Annotated in this window: 20 protein-coding genes; 6 read left to right on the top strand and 14 right to left on the bottom strand. The window is 62.1% G+C overall.

Annotation, left to right across the window (positions count from 1 at the left end; genetic code table 11):
* Positions 1-28: 28 nt before the first annotated feature.
* The 3 genes from A9K66_RS07845 to A9K66_RS07835 all read right to left on the bottom strand — a co-directional run bounded on the left by A9K66_RS07845 (position 29) and on the right by A9K66_RS07835 (position 4,723).
* Positions 29-1,138, bottom strand: coding sequence for a mandelate racemase/muconate lactonizing enzyme family protein (locus A9K66_RS07845; RefSeq protein WP_067321919.1), 1,110 nt, complete (start codon positions 1,136-1,138; stop codon positions 29-31).
* Complete coding sequence (locus tag A9K66_RS07840; protein ID WP_067321917.1) at positions 1,138-3,576, bottom strand: FAD-dependent oxidoreductase; 2,439 nt, start codon at positions 3,574-3,576, stop codon at positions 1,138-1,140. The genes A9K66_RS07845 and A9K66_RS07840 overlap by 1 nt, the downstream gene beginning before the upstream one ends.
* A 148-nt stretch (positions 3,577-3,724) precedes the next feature.
* Positions 3,725-4,723, bottom strand: coding sequence for a L,D-transpeptidase (locus tag A9K66_RS07835; protein WP_067321915.1), 999 nt, complete (start codon positions 4,721-4,723; stop codon positions 3,725-3,727).
* Positions 4,724-5,107: 384 nt separating this feature from the next.
* On the opposite strand from A9K66_RS07835, the gene A9K66_RS07830 reads away from it, so the two are divergent.
* Positions 5,108-5,302, top strand: a complete 195-nt coding sequence (locus tag A9K66_RS07830) for a DUF3606 domain-containing protein (RefSeq protein ID WP_066992956.1) — start codon at positions 5,108-5,110, stop codon at positions 5,300-5,302.
* 189 nt (positions 5,303-5,491) lie between these two features.
* Positions 5,492-5,749, top strand: coding sequence for a helix-turn-helix domain-containing protein (locus A9K66_RS07820; protein ID WP_067321910.1), 258 nt, complete (start codon positions 5,492-5,494; stop codon positions 5,747-5,749).
* Between the two features lie 247 nt (positions 5,750-5,996).
* On the opposite strand, the gene A9K66_RS07815 is transcribed toward A9K66_RS07820, so the two are convergent.
* Positions 5,997-6,215 (bottom strand): hypothetical protein, encoded by a 219-nt coding sequence (locus tag A9K66_RS07815; RefSeq protein WP_095824617.1) that lies wholly within the window; start codon positions 6,213-6,215, stop codon positions 5,997-5,999.
* A 239-nt stretch (positions 6,216-6,454) separates the two neighbouring features.
* On the opposite strand from A9K66_RS07815, the gene ligD reads away from it, so the two are divergent.
* Positions 6,455-8,224 carry a DNA ligase D gene (gene ligD / locus A9K66_RS07810; RefSeq protein WP_067321907.1) on the top strand — a complete coding sequence of 590 codons (1,770 nt, stop codon included), beginning with the start codon at positions 6,455-6,457 and terminating at the stop codon, positions 8,222-8,224.
* 288 nt (positions 8,225-8,512) lie between these two features.
* Here ligD and A9K66_RS31445 read toward each other — a convergent pair whose 3' ends face one another.
* Entirely contained in the window at positions 8,513-8,635 is a 123-nt protein-coding gene (locus A9K66_RS31445; RefSeq protein ID WP_278056501.1) for a hypothetical protein, read from the bottom strand.
* A 44-nt stretch (positions 8,636-8,679) separates the two neighbouring features.
* The gene (locus A9K66_RS07805; RefSeq protein WP_067321902.1) at positions 8,680-8,868 is read right to left on the bottom strand and encodes a DUF3606 domain-containing protein; all 189 of its coding nucleotides are present in this window, start codon (positions 8,866-8,868) and stop codon (positions 8,680-8,682) included.
* Positions 8,869-9,079: 211 nt separating this feature from the next.
* On the opposite strand from A9K66_RS07805, the gene A9K66_RS07800 reads away from it, so the two are divergent.
* Positions 9,080-9,589 carry a DUF892 family protein gene (locus A9K66_RS07800; RefSeq protein WP_067321899.1) on the top strand — a complete coding sequence of 170 codons (510 nt, stop codon included), beginning with the start codon at positions 9,080-9,082 and terminating at the stop codon, positions 9,587-9,589.
* A gap of 50 nt (positions 9,590-9,639) precedes the next feature.
* On the opposite strand, the gene A9K66_RS07795 is transcribed toward A9K66_RS07800, so the two are convergent.
* The 5 genes from A9K66_RS07795 to A9K66_RS07780 all read right to left on the bottom strand — a co-directional run bounded on the left by A9K66_RS07795 (position 9,640) and on the right by A9K66_RS07780 (position 11,490).
* Positions 9,640-9,927 (bottom strand): DUF982 domain-containing protein, encoded by a 288-nt coding sequence (locus A9K66_RS07795; protein WP_067321896.1) that lies wholly within the window; start codon positions 9,925-9,927, stop codon positions 9,640-9,642.
* 22 nt (positions 9,928-9,949) lie between these two features.
* Positions 9,950-10,249: a DUF982 domain-containing protein gene (locus A9K66_RS07790; protein ID WP_067321894.1), complete on the bottom strand. Its 300-nt coding sequence runs from the start codon at positions 10,247-10,249 to the stop codon at positions 9,950-9,952.
* Positions 10,250-10,591: 342 nt separating this feature from the next.
* Positions 10,592-10,897 carry a hypothetical protein gene (locus A9K66_RS07785; protein WP_066992982.1) on the bottom strand — a complete coding sequence of 102 codons (306 nt, stop codon included), beginning with the start codon at positions 10,895-10,897 and terminating at the stop codon, positions 10,592-10,594.
* 118 nt (positions 10,898-11,015) lie between these two features.
* Positions 11,016-11,177: a hypothetical protein gene (locus A9K66_RS30685; protein WP_095801495.1), complete on the bottom strand. Its 162-nt coding sequence runs from the start codon at positions 11,175-11,177 to the stop codon at positions 11,016-11,018.
* Between the two features lie 82 nt (positions 11,178-11,259).
* Positions 11,260-11,490 (bottom strand): hypothetical protein, encoded by a 231-nt coding sequence (locus tag A9K66_RS07780; protein WP_067321889.1) that lies wholly within the window; start codon positions 11,488-11,490, stop codon positions 11,260-11,262.
* Positions 11,491-11,816: 326 nt separating this feature from the next.
* On the opposite strand from A9K66_RS07780, the gene A9K66_RS30110 reads away from it, so the two are divergent.
* Positions 11,817-12,149, top strand: a complete 333-nt coding sequence (locus tag A9K66_RS30110) for a hypothetical protein (protein WP_127215351.1) — start codon at positions 11,817-11,819, stop codon at positions 12,147-12,149.
* 54 nt (positions 12,150-12,203) lie between these two features.
* Here the strand turns inward: A9K66_RS30110 and A9K66_RS07770 are convergent, their stop codons facing one another.
* A complete protein-coding gene (locus A9K66_RS07770) occupies positions 12,204-12,389 on the bottom strand; it encodes a hypothetical protein (RefSeq protein ID WP_066992988.1) in 186 nt (61 codons plus the stop codon).
* Between the two features lie 268 nt (positions 12,390-12,657).
* A complete protein-coding gene (locus tag A9K66_RS07765) occupies positions 12,658-14,193 on the bottom strand; it encodes an FAD-dependent oxidoreductase (RefSeq protein WP_067321883.1) in 1,536 nt (511 codons plus the stop codon).
* A 474-nt stretch (positions 14,194-14,667) separates the two neighbouring features.
* Between A9K66_RS07765 and A9K66_RS07760 the strand changes: the two genes are divergently transcribed.
* Positions 14,668-16,617, top strand: coding sequence for a GGDEF domain-containing phosphodiesterase (locus A9K66_RS07760; protein WP_245307426.1), 1,950 nt, complete (start codon positions 14,668-14,670; stop codon positions 16,615-16,617).
* Between the two features lie 72 nt (positions 16,618-16,689).
* Here A9K66_RS07760 and A9K66_RS07755 read toward each other — a convergent pair whose 3' ends face one another.
* Positions 16,690-17,505: an oxidoreductase gene (locus tag A9K66_RS07755; RefSeq protein WP_067321878.1), complete on the bottom strand. Its 816-nt coding sequence runs from the start codon at positions 17,503-17,505 to the stop codon at positions 16,690-16,692.
* Positions 17,506-17,561 lie beyond the last annotated feature (56 nt).

Here is a 17,561-nt window from a genome sequence, read left to right as displayed (position 1 = left end):
CTGGCGCCAGCCAAAGCCTGGCCGGTGGTCAGGCTCCGTAAGTCGCCAGCGGCTTGCCGAATGTCCCGGGTTCCGGTTTGACGCCCAGGCCCGGCCGCTGCGGCACGGCTATGAAGCCCTTTTCGATCACGACCGGGTTCTTCCGGTCGAAATGCCCGTCGATATATTCTTGGGCGATCCAGGCTCCCTCCATCCGGCGCGGCTCGACCGTGGCAGCAAGATGGACACAGGCCGCCGCGATGATGTCGCCGCCCCAGGCGTCGTCGCAGCTGTGCGGCAGCGAGCGAATGGCGCAAAGGTCGCGCACGGTTGTCATCTTCGTGAGGCCGCCGAGGCGCGTCACCTTGAAGCCGAAGCCATCGGCGATGCCCATGGAGATCGCTCGAAGCACCGCGTTCTGGTCCTCGGTACTCTCGTCGAGGTAGACCGGATGCGTCACCCGGCCCTTCAGCGTAGCGACTTCATCCATGGTGTTGCAGGGCTGTTCGAAGACGAAGGGGATGGCGTGGCAAAGCCGGTCGAGATGGATTGCCGACGCGATTGTCAGGCCCCGGTTGCCGTCGACCGCGATGCGCGCCTTGTAGCCGACAGCTTCCCAGACCTTGTGCACGACGGCCACGTCTTCTTCGAGGTTGCGCCCGCCGATCTTCACTTGGAGGCGCGGATAGCCGGCCTTCACCTTGTCGGCGGCGATCCTCGCCGTTTCGTCCGGCGGACCTACGATCAGCGAATAATAGGCCGGCACGCGATCGGTCAGCGCGCCGCCCAGCAGCGTCGAGACCGGCACGCCGAGCTTTTGGCCGAGCAGGTCGAGAAAGGCCATGTCGAACGCGGCCTTGGCATAGCCATGTCCGTTCAGGCGCTCGTCCATCTGTTTCGCAAGCAGTCTGATCGAAGCGATCTCCGCATCGATCAGTCCCGGGGCGATTTCGGCGATCGCCGCGCGAGCGCCCAGCGCATGGTGCGGCTGATAGACCGGTCCGATCGGGCAGGTCTCGCCCCAGCCGGTCAAACCGTCTTCGGTCACGATCTCGACAAGCGTCGAGTCCAGCGACTCCACGTCGTCGCTGGCCATGCGGTAGACGCCGCCTTTGACGGGCAGCTGCGCCGAATAGACGTTGATCCGATCGACGCGCATCACATACGCGCCCTGGCCGAGGTCGGATCGTAAGGCGAGTCCGCGATCACCTCGGCGATCTTCCATTCCCCCAAAATGGCGACCTCGAGCTTGGTGCCGGGTTTGCTCAGACGTTCCGGCAGAAGGGCCAGCGCCACGTCATGGCCGAGCGCATAGCCGTAGCCGCCCGACGTAATGCGCCCGACAAGTTCGCCGTCGCTATAAAGGCCCTCGGAGGCAAGCGTGCTCGCGCCGTCGGTTTCGATCTTGAGCGTCACCGACCGGCGCTGGTCGTTCCTCGCCTTGTATTTCAGCACCGCCTCGCGGCCGACGAAATCGCCCTTGTCGAGGCGGATGAAGCGCTCGAGCCCGCTCTCCAGCGCGTTGAGCTCAGGGTTCATGTCGCGATACATGGCGCGATAGGATTTTTCGAGCCTGAGCGACTCCAGCGCATGCAACCCGACAAGCCGCATGCCGTGCTTCTCGCCCTCCTTTAGGATGGCATCCAGCAGCTGCCGCTGATAGGGCAGCGGATGATAGAGTTCCCAGCCGAGCTCGCCCTCATAGTTGACGCGCAGCAGCCGCACGTCGCTGGCCAGGGCGACGCGGCCGGTCGTCACGCTGAACCACGGGAACTTTTCGTTCGAAAGATCGATCTCGGTCAGCGGCTGCAGCACTTCGCGTGCCTTGGGCCCGACGACGGTGAAGCAGCCGCGATCGTTGGTGACGTTCTTCAGCGATACGCTGCCGTCGGCGGGCAGCAGCCTTGAGAGATCGTCGAAATTCCAGCGCTCGGCGCGCGGCGTCGAGATGAGGTAGAACAGGTCTTCTCCGAGGCGCGCCACCATGTACTCCGCCTGCACCCCGCCGCCTGCAGTGAGGTGATGGGCCAGCGTCACCTTTCCGACCGCCGGCAAGCGATTGGCGATGATCCTGTCCAGCCAGGCGGCCGCGTTCGGTCCGGATACCTCGAACTTGGTCATTGGCGTCATCTCGACCAGGCCGACGGCAGTGCGCACCGCCTGGACTTCCTCGGCCACGAGGTTCCCCTTCGGCGTCCATCGCCAGCTATACTGGTCCTTGGCTTCGACGCCGCTGCGCGCGAACCAATTGGGCATCTCCCAGCCATTGAGCACGCCCCAGACGGCGCCGAGCTCGGTCAGCCTGTCATAGGAAGGCGCGGTCTTCTGCGGCCGGGCGGCGGGCATGTCCTGTCCCGGATACTTCTGCTCCGCATGTGTGCCCCAGGCCTCGCGGACCTTTTCGCGCGTCCAGGCCTTGTTGGCATAGTCGCCGAAGCGGCGCGGATCGAGATCCGAGGTGTCGAGGCTGTTGCCGCCTTCGACGATCCGTTCCGACAGGTAATAGCCGATCGTGCCGCCCCACAGGATGCCGCCTGGCACGCCTTCGGCCAGCCAGACATTGGGCCGGCCCCAGGCCGGCCCCATCAAGGGAAGCTCGTCCGCGGTCATCTGGAACGGTCCGCGCACATTGGCCTTGATACCGACGCGCCCCAGCGCCGGCACCAGCTGCAGAGCCTGCTCCCAGTTCCACGACACCGCCTCGAAATCTTCTTCGACGAGGTCGGCGCCGAACCAGGAAGGGACGCCGTCCTCGGCGAACAGTTTCAGGTTCGGCGTGCGCTCGTAAGGCCCGAACATCAGCCCGTCGCCTTCTTCGCGCAGATAGCCCTCGAACCCTTCGTCGCGCAGGATCGGCATTTCGGGGCGGCCCTGCCTTTTCCGCTCGACGATTTCCGGCACCGCTTCGGTGATCCAGTACTGATGCAGGATCGGGATCGCCGGGATATCGAGGCCGAGCAGCGCGCCGGTCTGGCGCGCATAATTGCCGGTCGCGGAGATCACGTGCTCGCAGGTGATGTCGCCCTTGTTAGTCTGGACGAGCCATTCGCCGCCGGGCGTGCGCCTGAAGCCGGTGACCTCGGTGTTCAAGTACACCTTGGCACCCAGATCCCGCGCGCCTTTGGCCATGGCGATGGTCACATCGGCCGGCGCGATATGGCCGTCATCGGGATGATAAAGCGCGCCCAGCATGTGGTCGTTGTCGAGCAGCGGCGCCAGCTGCCTCGCTTCGCCCGGCGTCAGCAACTCAGCGCGCATGCCCTGGACGTCGGCCACGCTCATATAACTCTTGAATTCGTCTAGCCGGTCGCGGCTGTTGGCAATGCGCAGCTGGCCGCATTTGTGCCAGCCGACCGGCTGGCCGGTTTCGGCCTCCAGCCCTTCATAGATCTCGATGGTCTTCTTGATCATGCGGCCGACATTGATGTTGCGGGTATAGGACGGGATCAGGCCCGCCGCATGCCAGGTGGAGCCGGCCGTAAGCTGGGTCCGCTCGAGCAGCGCAACGTCGGTCCAGCCGCGCTTGGCCAGGCCGTAAAGGATGCCGGCGCCGACGCATCCTCCGCCGACGATCACCACTCTCGCATGTGCTTGCATCGAACCACCAATTCCAGATCGTTTTCAAAAGCGCGCCGCCGAAGCTACAGGCGACGGAAGGCCGTGTAACGTTCTGAAAAACTAGGGGTAACGATAAATTAGGCTTATGCAGCGATCCCGCCTTGGCGGCTCGCTCCTCCCGGCGTTTTTACTGCGCCTGCCCGTCCTGCGCCGTCTCGTCCTTGAACTCGACTTTCATGCCCGGCTTGACCATGGCGGCGAGGTCTTCGGCATCCCAGTTGGTCAGCCGGATGCAGCCATGCGAGTAGGTCGTGCCGATCTTGCCGGGATCCGGCGTGCCGTGGATGCCATAGCTTTCGATCGAGAGGTCGATCCAGACCGATCCCACCGGATTGTTCGGTCCCTTGGCGATGGTGAAGGGCCGCTTGCTCTTGACCCCCTTGAAGGCGAATTTCGGATTGTAGTGATAGGTCGGATTGCGCACCACGCGTTTGACCTCCGCGGCGCCGCTCGGCGCCGGCTTTTCCTCGCTGCCGATCGAGGCCGGATAGACCGCAACCGGCTTGCCTGATGGATCGAGCGCGCGGACCTGGCGGGATGCCTTGTCGACCTCGATGGTCTCGATCTCCGCCGGGGCGTCGCCCCGTCCGAGATCGGGCACTACGAGGCTCACATCTGCCTTCCGGAACCCGACGCGCGGGTTTAGCGTCTTCAGCAATTGTTCGCTGATGTGGAAACGCTCGGCCAGCCTCTCCCGCGCATTGCGATAGCCGAGGCGCTTCAGACTAGCCATCCGCTCCAGGCGCGTGGGGATGCGCCTGGTAAAGGGGCCGCGCACGTCCTTGACCGTGACCTCATATGTCACCAGAACCGGCTCGGCGGAGCCCGCCGTCAGCTTGTCCCAGGTCTCGCGTGTGAGCTTGCCGTCGGAAGCCAGTCCGTTGGCCGCCTGGAACGCCGCCACGGCTTTGGCAAAATTGTCGGAGAGGCGACCGTCGATCAGGCCCGGCGAGAAGCGGGCGCGATCGAGAAGGATCTGCGCCTTGAGAAGCATCGGACTGACGTCCTTCGGCTCGCCCTCGCTGAATTGCGCCTGATTGACCGCGTCGAGGTCAAGCCTGGCCGCCTGAGCTCCGCTGCATGCGAGCGCGAACGCCACGGCAGCGACAACGAAGAGCCGGACCATCGACTTCACTCCCGGGTTACGACAGAAACCTGTCTTTATGACGCGGGCGTGCCGATCTGGTTCCTGTCGCAGCGCCGGCGTGCAAATCATTAGAACGTGCACCTTTGGGCGTACGATCTTGAATTTTATGCCGAAACCAGTTCCCAAGAGCGAAAAATGCTGGCATGATCATATAAGGGCCTATGCATTTTCTGATTAGATGGGCCCTTGCCTGGTGACCGGCGGCTCCCCAACGCCCCCCGCCCATGCCGCCGGTTACTTCATTTGAGGCCTCCCCAGGCAATGCCGTGGCCGACCCCATCCCGGCCGTAGCGCTTCACGCACATATTAGCGGTTTGGAACATTCCTGCCTTCCCGGTGTTCGTTTTGCCAGGAGGAGCAACCATGGCAGACGTCAAAACGAAGCGCGATTTCCGGGACCGCGACCGTGTGTCGGCGGACGACGATTATGAGGTTCGCTACTTTGCCAAGCAGCATCGCATCACGCCTGAACAGGTTCGGGAACTGATCAGCGAGCACGGCAACGACCGTAAGATTTTGCAACGTGAGGCAAGGAAGCTGGGTGACAAAGCTTTCTGATTTGGGGCCGCCGATCTTTGCCCGGTTGCGGGTCAGAGCAGCCGCCAACGAAGAGGACCAGTTCCGGACATGTCCCGCCTGCGGGCAGGCAGTGGACTGGGGCGATCTCCGGCAGGTGATCTGGCACGAGCAGCCGGGACACGCGAGGCTGGAAATTGACAGCTGAAAAACCCTAGGGGAGACCCCTTGATGGATTTGACGCCAGAGGAGTCGCGAGCCGCGCGAGAACTCCTGCACTGGTCGCAAGTGCGCCTCGGCGCCAAGGCCAGCCTAGGGGAGGGGACCATTCGCGACTTCGAGAACGGGATCAGAATTCTGCGGGCCGAGAAACGAACCCGCATCCGTCGCGCTTTTGAGGCGGCGGGCGTCGTGTTCACGGCGAAGGGGCCCTCGCTTTCGGCCGTCAGGCCCGAAATGAATGGCTATCGCCATAAACAGCGCCGCTAAGCTAGTCCCGCTGCCGAGCGCTGCTGGCAGCGAGCTAACTGTCCACGCAAACCGGAGGTCGCGTCCTCCGTGAGGCCTGTGAGCACTCGTGGACGTTTGCCGGAGAGCTTCGACTTCAAGCTGGTTCAACCTCGACCAGGCAAATGAACGACGCGCATGGCTGACTTATTTGCAGGGCAGGACCGCGGCCGCGCGTTGCCGGCGTTCCCGAAGGGAAGTCAGAGACTCCTCGATCTTCGAGGCGGCATCAACTTTCCGGAAACCCGTATCGCAGCTTTTGGCCGGTGCCCGGCTGCTTGACAGCGTCAAGTCCCAGTCGCGTGTGTTCGTGCTTGGCAAAAGCTTTCGCGTCCGCTTCGGAACCGAAACCCTTGATGGTGACAACGCCATCCTCGATAACGCGCACGTAATACCTGTCTTCCAGCGTGTCGATTTCGACCGAATCCATTACGATTGACTTGTTCATTGACGGCCCACCTGAAGAAGATCCACCCCGCAGCCAAACGTCGCCGGCTAAGGATTGTTCCGCACTCAACTGATAAAACATCTGATCAGATAATCGGAGCACTCTGCGGCCCGGAGGGCAACGTGTTGCCTTTGCGAGGCCGCGCTTTGCCAAGTTGGACAAACATACGATTTTACTAAAATGGAAGGAACTGATGGGACTGCTCCGGCTTGAGTCGCGGTTCGTGGAGTCGCGCGTGCATGACCAGCGGCAAAGACCGGCTTTCCTTCATCGAGTTCCAATCGCCCACCTTGGTCGAGAAAGCTCCCGAAGACGGCGAATGGCTGCACGAGATCAAATATGACGGTTACCGAACCCAGCTCATCGTGGAGGGCGGAACAGCGCGAGCCTTCACGCGCCGCGGCTATGACTGGTCACATCGCTACAGGAGGATTGTCCAGGCGGCGGCAGGCTTGCCGGTGAAATCTGCGATCATCGATGGCGAGGCTGTCGTGATCGGCGACACCGGCCTGCCTGACTACCAGGCGCTGGAGCGCGAGTTGGGCAACCCAAACTCTTCGAGATTGATCTTCTATGCCTTCGACCTGCTGCACCTCGACGGCCGCGATCTCCGACAGCAGCCGCTGGTCGAGCGCAAGGCAGCGCTCGAAACGCTGCTGAAGGACAGCGCGCCGACGCTGACCTATGCCGAGCATCTGGAGGTGAGCGGCAGGGAGATGTTCGATCATGCCTGCCGGATGGGCCTGGAGGGGATCGTGTCGAAGCGCTCGGACGCGCCCTACCGTTCTGGCGTGCAGACGAGTTGGGTCAAGGTCAAATGCATCAAGAGCGACACCTTTCCGATCGTCGCGTTCGTCGAGAAACTTGGTGCTGAGCCGCGCCGGATCGCATCGCTCTATATCGGCAGGCGCGAGGGCGATCGGCTGCTTTATGCAGGCAAGGCTCAGAGCGGTTATACGCTTGAAGTGGCGCGACGCGTTCGCGAACGGCTCGATCCGCTGATCATCGGCAAATCGCCTTTGTCGGAGCCCATTGTGAAGCCAAAGGCGACCTGGGTGAGACCCGAAGTCCTGGCCGAGGTGCAGTTCAGCGGCGTTACCGATCGCGGGATCTTGCGCGAAGCCGTGTTCAAGGGGCTCCGCGAGGACCTGGTGGCCGTCCCGCCAAAGCCGCCGGCGCCGTCGAAACGAAGAGCGGACCGAGATCACGGCGTGCCGCGTGAGAATATCTTGCAGCTGCTGCCCGATGCGGTTTCGCCTTCCAAGGATGAGCTCTTCCGCTATTGGAGTCTGGTCGCCGATCAGGCGCTGGTGCACCTCGGCCGTCGCCCACTGAAGCTCGTCCGTCATGCCTTCGGGGCAACTTTCTACCACAAGGGAATGCTGCCCGAGATCCCGGCAGCGGTGCACCAGCTGCGCGTCGAGAAGCGAGAAGGTGGGGAGGGCACTCGGGTCTGGGTCGACGACCTCGACGGCTTGCTCGGGCTGGTCGAAATGGATGCGGTCGAGCTCCACCCGTGGAATGCCACGGTGGATGACATCGAGCATGCCGACCGGATCGTGCTGGATCTCGACCCTGGTGAGGGCGTGGAATGGGCGCAAGTGACTGAGACCGCGCTGGCGCTGCGGGACATCATGGCAGCGTCAGGTCTGGAAAGCTGGCCGAAGGTCACGGGCGGCAAGGGCATTCACTTGTTGGCGCCGCTGGCGGCGAAAATGACCCACGACCGCGCGCGGCAGCTCGCCAGGTCGATTGCCCAGGTCCTCGCCGACGCAGAACCCGACCGCTACTTGCTGTCGGCCGCGCCGGCGGCCCGCAAGGGCCGCATCTTTATCGACTATCTTCGCAACGGGCGAGGCAACACGGCCGCCGGCGCTTTTTCGCCGCGGGCCCGCCCCGGCTTCCCCATCGCGCATCCCGTTACTTGGGTGCAGGTAGAGCGGCGTATCCGGCCGGATGCGTTTACCATGGACCATCCGTTCAGTGCGGCTCAGCGAAATGCGGCGTAGCGGGCGAGGCCCGTGAAGATCATCTCGAATCTGCGTTCTTAGGCATAGGCGATTGAATTTTCGGGCGGAACCAGTTTCCAAGAACGCAAATTGCTGGCATGATCATATAAGGGCCTATGCATATTTTGATTCGATGGCCCCTGTTCCTGGTAACCGACGGCTCCCCATCGCCCCCCGCCCATGCCGTCGGTTGCCTCATTTCGAAATCTCAAGTTAAGGACGCAGCCCTGACCGGTCGAGCAGGGCTGAGGCACGCCGCAAAGTCTTTGCCATTGTGGCCGACGGCAATCACGAGCCGAACCAAAATAGCGCCAGAAGGGCCACAAAGATTACGGCCGCGGCGACGCTACCCCACATGAAGACCCTGCTGGTGCCACGCTGCTCCTCCTCGCGGGATAGGTTATTAGCCATGTCAAGTCTCCTTCGCAGTATCTCCGCACAAGTGCGAACGCCCGTCAGCGGCTCGCCACCGCCCTTGCTTCGCGCTCCAGCGTCGCACGATCGTTTCCGTGCTTTTTGATGAGGTCGCGAGCCTCGGGGATTGTCAGCTGAAATTTCCTCGCGAAGTGGGCGATCTCATATTCCTCATCGCCTGACACGCGGCCGCGGTCGCGGAAATCACGCTTGGTCGTGTCGTCTGCCATGGTTGTTCCTCCTGGATAGGAATAAAACCGCCTCCCTTTGGGAATGTTCCAGCCTCTGGGAGGTGGTATGCGGACGCGGCTTCCGTCCTGTCAGCGACGCTTTTCGAGGAGCCGCGGGCCTGCTGCTCGTCATGCCCACTCCCGTCACTCTCGCCACGGAACAATCCGCAGTCCTTGTGGTTCGGGCGCACCCAACTAGGAGGAACAAACTATGTCTGAATCCCGCGAATGGCTGATCCAGTGGCTGAGGGATGCTCACGCAATGGAAGAGCAAGCCGAGACGATGCTGTCCGGCCAGCTGGGCCGGCTCGAGAGCTATCCGGACCTCAGCGAACGCATCCGCGCTCACCTCGCCGAGACCAAGGAGCAGGCGAGACGATTGAAGTCTTGCCTCGATGGCCTGGAAGAAGGTTCGTCAACACTGAAGGACGCAGGCGGAAAACTGACCGCAATGGCGCAGTCGATCAGCGGCGTGTTCGCCGGCGACGAGGTGATGAAAGGCTCTCTGGCCAGCTACACCTTCGAGCATATGGAGATCGCTTCCTATACGATCCTCATGGCTGCCGCTGAATCCGTGGGTGAAGCCGAGATTGCTCGGGTCTGTGAGCAGAACCTGCGCGAAGAAGAAGCGATGGCCGAGTGGCTGAAGGACAATCTTCCGCAGGTCACCGAGACATTCCTCGCCCGGGCCGATGCCGACACCGACAGCGCCAAGCGCTAGTTCGCGTCCTACAGGTGAACGAGGCGGCGTTGGCCGCCGCCTCGGTCCCATCAAGCGTGCTTCGGCTGGGCTGCCTTTCCAGTTGGGAGCGGAACTGCTCCCTCCTCGATGAGGATGTCCTTCCGGCGGGCAAAGGCAACGAAGACGCCTCTCGCCGTTTCTGCGTCGATTTCGCCGGCCAAGGCGGCCTTGCAGGCACGCATCGCCGCCTTCTGCTCAGGGCTGTTGCCACACCAGTCGGCGACGAACTGATAGGCATCTACGACAGTGTTCAGCTGACGCGGAAATCCCAGTCCGACCCAGACGCGGATCGGCTTTTCGAACGGTTTTGCAAGCATCGTGACTGCCTCCTTTTTGCGGCTACGCAGTCACGCCGCTGCCTGGGCCCTTGCCGGTCATCCAAGGCAAAGTGACACTCACGTCCTCGTGGATTTTGACCGACTTTGCGAAGCCGCAGAACGCGTCTCTGGCCGCCGTTAGCGGATAGTCGCTGTCGAATGCTCGCTGACAGGCACGCAGGGCGGTCTCGTAGATGGTGCCGCGTCTGTTCTTGGGCCATTCGTAGAGAAATTCCAGGGCGTCATCGAGGCACGCGATTTCCTGGATGAGGCTGTTCCCGCTCTTCACGAAAACAGGGCTGTCAAACATCCGATCGTTCATAAGATCCTCCAAGTCGAACGAACAATTTGAGTTCTGAGACGGGCCGGAACCTTCAACGATCCTGGCCTGGCTGCGATATGGGTTTGCGGTTTTTGGCCGTCAAGATGAGGGCGCGTGCGGGAGCGTTCGGCTCGATGGGAACCTTCCGCGGGTCTTGCTGTTCGGTACGCAGCGGCGGGGCGAACCTTTGCTCCGAAATGAGGGCCGCCATCCGTGAGCGAGTCATGTGGCCGCTCTTGCGAAAACCCGCCCGCGCTCCTCCCCGGGCGGGTTTTTGCCGGAGCAATTCTAGAAAGCGTGACTCGGGTTTCCGTCCGGAACTGCCGGCAGGCACGGTCTTCCTTACGCCGGCCGCTGAACCACCGGTGGCTTTCGCGCGGGAGGCTTGCTGGTGGTCACCAGCCTGACCTTGTCGATGTCAACTGTAACCGGTACGCCGAGCTTCACTGTCACCCGGTCCCCATTGACGCGCGTTACATCTCCGACGAGCTCGATCGGCTGGCCTCTCTTCACGGTCGACGTGCGGTCGATGATCGAATGCGGCTGCTCATAGGAGGGAATCGACACGCTGACGCGGTCCTCCGTCACCCGCCGGCGAACCGTTGCGGTGATGGCGACCTCGTCTCCGACCTTGATGCCTCTTGCCATAGACGCAAGACTGGTGCGGTCGGCGGATTCGTCAAGCGATCGCTAATGTATCTTTGCGCACTTTCCAGCGCGTGCCTTGGCACGCGTGCAAGAAAACCGGATCTGGCTCGTCAACAGGCTACTTCCTGAACGACAGTGCCTTCGCCTCGCGAACGAGCGAACCCCAATTCAAGCCTAGGAAAGAAACAAGTTCCAACGCCTGCGCTTCGGTAATGCCGATCTCCCGGACAAGCCGTTGAACAACAGCTTCCTGTGACTGACTGTCAGATGTGAGCGCCATGGGAAGTCCCCTATGGCGGCGCAACGTTCAAGTCAGAAATTAGTTCCCGCCAATTCCGGGCTTGGCTGCCACCGGCGGTCCGTTATTGGCTGGAAGCGAGCTTCTGGATACGCCCTTTGTCCAGACGGAACACCCCCTCGGTGCCGCCCTGGCGCTCGAAGTCGGTCTGGAGTTCGTCCCACGTACCCAGATATTTGCCGCATTCGGCACAATGGATTTGGGTAATGGGTTGAGCATCGATGGGGATCTGCAACCGGATCACACCGCAATACGGGCATTCCAATTTGTGATCCAGATACCTACCGGCGATCATCGCCCACCATCTCGCAATCGGCAGGTCTGCGCAAGCCGCCGATTCTTGTGCATGCCGCCAGGAGGCACAAGCGATTCTGGGGCAACGAGACGCAGCAACCAACGACTAAAAGCGCTTCGCCACGCCCTCCGACATCGCGCGCCCGCCTGTCTGTATCTTATGCAGAACGCGTTCATGACCGGCGAGACCATCCAAAACGATGGCTGGTGTGAGCGGGCGAGGCAGACGGCTGCCGTGCCGGGCCTTCGCGATGCAATGGCATTTTCGGCGCAACGCTAATATACATGACGCCCGAATGAGCAGCGCCTCCGCACACGAGGAATGCCATGCGAAGGGTCATCTTCACAGCCATGTGCATTGCCGCCGCAACAGGCGCCAATGCGCATGATTGGTACGAAGACAAGATTGACCCGGTAACGAGATTCAAGTGCTGCGGCAGTCAAGATTGCCGCGCCATCCCTCAGTCTTCGGTGCGGTCCAGAGCCGACGGCGGCTATACCTATTTGCCCGACGGTTTCAACATCCCGCGAGATCGGGTTCAGGAATCGCCGGACGGCCAATATCATATCTGCGAAAACAACTACGTGATAACCAATCAGCCCTATTTGCGCTGCTTCTTCGCGCCGCGGCTCAAGGTTTCTCGGCTGGTCGCACGCTGAGGGGATGGCCGTTTTTCGGAAAGGCCCATCGACCGGCTCAAGCGGCGGCGTGAACTAGACGCCCGAGTGCCTCGCCCTGATGATTCTGGCTTCCCGCAACAGCGCAGGACGATCGCGTCCAACCGCTTTTATCAGCCTCCTGGCTTGCGCGTCCGAAATGCCTGTTTTCTGTTTCAGCAAAATGACGAGCTGCTTGTCGTCGATCCGGTTATGGGAACTGCTTTCGCCGGGTTCGGTCATTGTTGGATCCTCCTCCGACCGAACGGAAAGAAGCCCTGAAAGGTTTCATCGCATTGTTGCTTTTCGTAGGCGATTGGTACCGCCGATCGCATGGCGGCAAATCAGCCTTCGCCAGGCCGTCTGAAACGGCAAAACGGCCTTTGGTCCTCAACTGCATCACATTTGCAGCGGTCGGCCGTTCCGGTCGGATGTCGGATTTGAGCGCATTGCAGACCGACGCCGGCCGCCTCCGTGCGTGCGCTGCGCTAAGCGGCCTCCGCATGCTTCATCAGGTAGCGCTCTGGCGTTCCATCTCCAATTCGGCCTTCAGGCTTTCGATGTCGCGAAAAATCGAGGCGACCGCCAGTGTGCGTCCCTTGCGCTTGAAACGCAGGAGGCAATCTTTGGCGGCGATGTCGCCTTCCACCGCGATCTTGTCCCATCGCTCCGCATGTCCAACGTAGTTGATCGGGACGTCATAATGCTGGCTCCAGAAGAACGGCACGGCAGTGTATTTCTCGCGCTGTCCGAGCATGTTCAGAGCTGCCGTCTGTCCCTGCCTTTCTGCGACCACCCAGTGCTCGACCCTGATGTTTTCGCCGGAGTGGGCATCGGGCCATCGCGCAATGTCGCCTGCCGCGAAAATGCCCGGCGCGCTCGTCTCCAGAAAGGCGTCCACCATGATGCCGCGGTCGAGCCTGAGCCCAGCCTTTTCGGCAAGCCCGAGCCGCGGCCGCACGCCGATGCCAGCGACGATGAGATCCGCGGTCAGCGTAAGGCCGCTGCTCAGTTGCACGTTCGTGCCGTCGATGGCGGTCGCGGTGTCCTTGAGATGAAAGACGACGCCATTTTGCTCGTGGAGGCTGCGGATGAAGTCGCCCATCTGCGGCCCGAGGACCCGCTCCATCGGCCGTTCGTCGGGCGCGACGACATGAACTTCGATGTTCCGCGCACGCAGGGACGCGGCAACCTCGAGGCCGATGAAACTGGCGCCCAGCACGATGGCGCTGCGGGCCGTCTTGGCTTCCTCGATAATCGTGCAGCAGTCGGAGAGCGAGCGCAGCGTATGGACCTGTGGCTGATCGGCGCCCGAGATCGTGAGGCGGACCGGTTCGGCTCCCGTAGCAAGCAGCAAACGGTCGTAGGCAGTTCGGTTCCCGTCTGCGTGCACGACCTCGCCGGACCGGACATCGATGTCGGCGACGCTGGCTTTGAGGCGCAGATCAATGCCGTTCTTGGCATAGAAGCTTTCCCGACGCAGCGGAACCCAGTCCGACGGCGCCTTGCCGGCGAGGTAGTCCTTGGAAAGGTTGGGGCGATCGACGGGCGGCGCCTCGTCGTCGCTGAGCATGACAATGCTGCCCTGATGGCCTTCGCGCCGTAGTCTTTCGGCGGCTGCGAAACCGGCCGCGCCGCCTCCGACGATCACGATTCTGCCGGCAAACTGGCCAGCGCCTCCGCTGCCGGGCGTTTGAGCCGCTCGCTTGCGCTTCTCGCCCACGAATATGCGATCGCCGCGCTGTTCCACCGACCAGCAGGCGAGTGGACTGAACGCAGGCGCACGCACGGCTTCGCCGGTGCGCAAATCGAAGCAGGCGTGGTGCCACGGACATCGAACGGTATCCTCCACGACAAGACCGTCGACCAGCGGCCCGCCATAATGCGTGCACGCCGCTCCGATTGCGAAGACCTCTGTCCCGCGGCGCACCAACAGCACCTGTTCATCGCCACAGTGACCGACCAGCTTTGCGCCATCGGCAAGGTCGGCTAGCGCAATGCCTTGGGCCAGATCCGGTCCGTTCGATTTAGAGTGGTCTTGAGCCATCTTCTTTCTCCCTGCGCTATTCGATTGGAGTCCGACCGAGCCAGACTGACTCCCGACGCTGGTTTGGGCAAATCAACGATCGCCTGGCCTGCTTTGCGCCAGTCGATGGGCAAAGTTCGAGGCCTGTCACGACATCGACACCCATCCTTTGGTGACCGTAGCGGCCGACGAATGATTTGATGGAGTTTCGTCAGATCGGTTTCCAAACGGACCCAAAGATTTTCGCAAACTCCCGCCACACCGGGGTAGATCGAAGCGCAGAGGCAGCGTGGGGAACAGTCCGTTCGGCTGGAGTTGTGGACAGCCTCGACCCCGATGGGGAGGCGGGCCGGACCGTCGCGCTCGCCTATGACTGATGCGGCGTAAGTCGCTGAAATCCTTAACGCGATTTTCATTCCGCTCGTTTAGCCACTAGGCATGAGAAATTCCGACCAGCCCGGCCCAGGTTCAGCCCTTCAGGGGCAAAGCGAAGCCGTGGAAGCGGGAATTCTGCGGGATCAGTTCGCTGACCTGAAGAAGGGCCTTTTCATCTCGATGCCCATCGGCACCGTTCTCTCGGCCCTGATCCTGGCCGTGCAGATGCTCTCGGGCGGTGGCCCGGCGGCGGCGCTGTGGTTTGTGGCGGTCACCATCATCAACGGCGCCCGCATAGGACTGGCCCTCACCCAGCCGGAAATTGCCTTTAATGGGCCCGATGGCCGGTCGAGGCCGGTCGATGCGCGACTTTCCGTTTACGGGCTGTTGGCCCTGGCATCGGGCATCGCCTGGTCTTTTCTGGCCGTGCTGTCGGATGGATACACCACTCCCCAGGCGCCGCTCTATCTGATCGTGCTCGCCGGCCTGTCGGCCGGTTCGGTCACCTATGGTGCGTCATACGCGCCGGCTTCGATCAACTTCTTGACATTGCCGCTTCTGATCGCCGCAGGATGCGTGTTGGCGAAAGGCAATATCGAGAACTACGTCCTCGGCCTCACGGTCCTGCTTTTTCTTGGAGGCATGATCAGAAGCTCGCTGCTCGGGCAGACCCGCTTCAAGGAGACGAGCCGCCTCAAATACGAGGCGAGGGCGTTCGCAGCCCGGATGGAACGAAACTCCAGGTGCGATCCGCTGACGAACTTGCTCAACAGGCACGGGCTCGAGCACGCAATCGGCGAGATGGGTTTTTCCGACGGTCCGTTCGTGACCATGCTGATCGATCTCGACGGCTTCAAATCCGTCAACGACACCTATGGTCACAATATCGGCGACGACCTGCTGGTCCGGGTCGCGCGCAGGATAGAGAACCACGCGCCGCCGGGGGCAACGATCGCGCGCATCGGCGGCGACGAGTTCGTGCTGCTCTTTCCCGTCGCAAGCTCGCAGCACTCGATAGACGAGCTTGCGTCCTTGATCATCGCGGCCATCGCCAATCCGGATCCGGCATTGAAATCGGTGCGTGTCGGCGCCTCGATCGGTATCTACGTATCGGAGACACCGCGACTGACGGAGATGCTGCTGCGCGCCGACTTCGCGCTTTACGCGGCCAAGCGCAGCGGCAGGAACGAATACTGCCTATTCGATGCCGAGCTCGATCACGGGCTCGAACGCAAGCACTGCATCGAGCGCGACCTGCGCGCAGCCATCGAGAGAGGCACGCTTTGCTCATGGTTCCAGCCCATCGTGCGGCTGGACACGCAAGCGGTCGCCGGCTTCGAAGCGCTGCTGCGGTGGCAGCACCCGGTTCACGGCGCCATTCCCCCGCCGGAGATCGTGACAGCGGCACGCGAAACCGGTCTGCTTTCCTTGCTGACGGAGAAGGTCTTTCTCAATTGCTGCTCCATGATCGAGGAACTGGCGAGGAAAGGGCGCCAGGATGTGCGCGTTGCGATGAATCTGTCCCCGCGTGAGCTCGAGGCAGGCAATGTCGACGATATGATGCTGGACATCCTGAAGACGAGGAATGTCCCCGCGGCCATGCTCGAGATAGAGATCACCGAAGAGGCGCCCGTGGATCGCGCCCGGGTCGACGAAAAGCTGGAACGCCTGGCGGACGCGGGCATATCGATCGTGCTGGACGATTTCGGCACCGGCTTTTCGACCCTGGTTTCGCTGAAGGACAGTCGGATCCGCAAGATCAAGATCGACAAGGACTTCGTTCGCGATCTGGCCAAGTCCGTGGAAGATCAGGCGCTGGTCAAGGCGGTCATTGATCTCGGACGAACGCTTGGCATAGAGGTCATGGCGGAGGGGGTCGAAACGGACGCCGATCGGCTGATCCTGCGCTCGCTCGATTGCATGATCGGGCAGGGCTTCCTCTTCTCGGCAGCGCTTCCCATGCACGATGCGCTGGCCTTCGAGCCGAGGCATTTCGACACCTCTGCCGCCGCAAGGGCCGCCTGTGATCCCGGGCAACTCCCGTCGCGCCGAACCGGCAGCGCCGCCTAAGGGGGTGGGCGGCTGCGGCTGCCCAACTCCTGTGTCAGAGAGCCTCGAAGGACCCTGTCGGCGACTTGGATATCAGGCCGGCAGGCCGTTTTGCTTTCGCAGGCTCTTGTCGAAGGCGGATTCGGGAACGAAACGGCGCAGCAAGCTGATCTGGCGAGCCATTTTTCCGGCAGCATAGCGCCTCCGTGGAACGGAGGCGGTCGCCGCTTGCAAGACCGTCTTGGCCACGATCTCGGGCGCATCGCCTGTCTCGATGGCTTTCCGCAGAACCACATCCATGTCGGCGCGCGCGGTGCCATAGATGTCCAGCAACTGATCGGGCCTTGCGAGATTTTCTTCAAACGACGTGCGGGTGTAGGCGGGCTCGACCAGCACCACGCGAATTCCGAACGAGCGCAGTTCATGGTCCAGCGATTCTGAATAGCCTTCGATCGCATGCTTGGTCGACGCATAGAGAGCGGAATAGGGAGCCGGAATCAGGCCCAGCACGGAACTCAAATTCACGATTCTGCCGCTCCGTTGGCGTCGCATTGTCGGCAGCACCGCGTTGGTCATCCGGATGACACCAAAGACATTGACAGCAAACAGCGCCTGAGCCTGCGCAGTCGAGGATTCCTCCGCGCCGCCAAGCAGGCCGATGCCGGCATTGTTGACGAGCAGGTCTATGCGTCCGGTTTCGGCCAGCACCTCTTCGACCAGCTTCGATACGGACGCGTCGTCGGTCACGTCGCCGGTCAGCATGGTAACGCCGTCGGACTGTTCGGAGATCGCGCGACGGCTGGTTCCGAACACGCGAAAGCCCGCGTTCCGGAGGGCTGCGGCTGTTGCGCGCCCGATGCCCGAGGATGCGCCTGTGACGAGGGCGACGCCAGGATTGGTCTTTTCCATGAGATCACTTTCTTGCGGCTGGAGTGGGGAAATCGGAAGGCCGAAACAAAAGCCTC

Source organism: Mesorhizobium sp. AA23 (assembly GCF_001672435.1).
Classification (GTDB): domain Bacteria; phylum Pseudomonadota; class Alphaproteobacteria; order Rhizobiales; family Rhizobiaceae; genus Mesorhizobium.
Note: the sequence above shows the minus strand (reverse complement) of the source record. Positions and strands in the feature narration are given on the sequence as shown.

Coding starts and splice junctions, on each gene's coding strand:
- A9K66_RS07845 (WP_067321919.1), bottom strand. CDS start 1,138: ATGCGCGTCGATCGGATCAACGTCTATTCGGCGCAGCTGCCCGTCAAA.
- A9K66_RS07840 (WP_067321917.1), bottom strand. CDS start 3,576: ATGCAAGCACATGCGAGAGTGGTGATCGTCGGCGGAGGATGCGTCGGC.
- A9K66_RS07835 (WP_067321915.1), bottom strand. CDS start 4,723: ATGGTCCGGCTCTTCGTTGTCGCTGCCGTGGCGTTCGCGCTCGCATGC.
- A9K66_RS07830 (WP_066992956.1), top strand. CDS start 5,108: ATGGCAGACGTCAAAACGAAGCGCGATTTCCGGGACCGCGACCGTGTG.
- A9K66_RS07820 (WP_067321910.1), top strand. CDS start 5,492: ATGGATTTGACGCCAGAGGAGTCGCGAGCCGCGCGAGAACTCCTGCAC.
- A9K66_RS07815 (WP_095824617.1), bottom strand. CDS start 6,215: ATGAACAAGTCAATCGTAATGGATTCGGTCGAAATCGACACGCTGGAA.
- ligD (WP_067321907.1), top strand. CDS start 6,455: ATGACCAGCGGCAAAGACCGGCTTTCCTTCATCGAGTTCCAATCGCCC.
- A9K66_RS31445 (WP_278056501.1), bottom strand. CDS start 8,635: ATGGCTAATAACCTATCCCGCGAGGAGGAGCAGCGTGGCACCAGCAGG.
- A9K66_RS07805 (WP_067321902.1), bottom strand. CDS start 8,868: ATGGCAGACGACACGACCAAGCGTGATTTCCGCGACCGCGGCCGCGTG.
- A9K66_RS07800 (WP_067321899.1), top strand. CDS start 9,080: ATGTCTGAATCCCGCGAATGGCTGATCCAGTGGCTGAGGGATGCTCAC.
- A9K66_RS07795 (WP_067321896.1), bottom strand. CDS start 9,927: ATGCTTGCAAAACCGTTCGAAAAGCCGATCCGCGTCTGGGTCGGACTG.
- A9K66_RS07790 (WP_067321894.1), bottom strand. CDS start 10,249: ATGAACGATCGGATGTTTGACAGCCCTGTTTTCGTGAAGAGCGGGAAC.
- A9K66_RS07785 (WP_066992982.1), bottom strand. CDS start 10,897: ATGGCAAGAGGCATCAAGGTCGGAGACGAGGTCGCCATCACCGCAACG.
- A9K66_RS30685 (WP_095801495.1), bottom strand. CDS start 11,177: ATGGCGCTCACATCTGACAGTCAGTCACAGGAAGCTGTTGTTCAACGG.
- A9K66_RS07780 (WP_067321889.1), bottom strand. CDS start 11,490: ATGATCGCCGGTAGGTATCTGGATCACAAATTGGAATGCCCGTATTGC.
- A9K66_RS30110 (WP_127215351.1), top strand. CDS start 11,817: ATGCGAAGGGTCATCTTCACAGCCATGTGCATTGCCGCCGCAACAGGC.
- A9K66_RS07770 (WP_066992988.1), bottom strand. CDS start 12,389: ATGACCGAACCCGGCGAAAGCAGTTCCCATAACCGGATCGACGACAAG.
- A9K66_RS07765 (WP_067321883.1), bottom strand. CDS start 14,193: ATGGCTCAAGACCACTCTAAATCGAACGGACCGGATCTGGCCCAAGGC.
- A9K66_RS07755 (WP_067321878.1), bottom strand. CDS start 17,505: ATGGAAAAGACCAATCCTGGCGTCGCCCTCGTCACAGGCGCATCCTCG.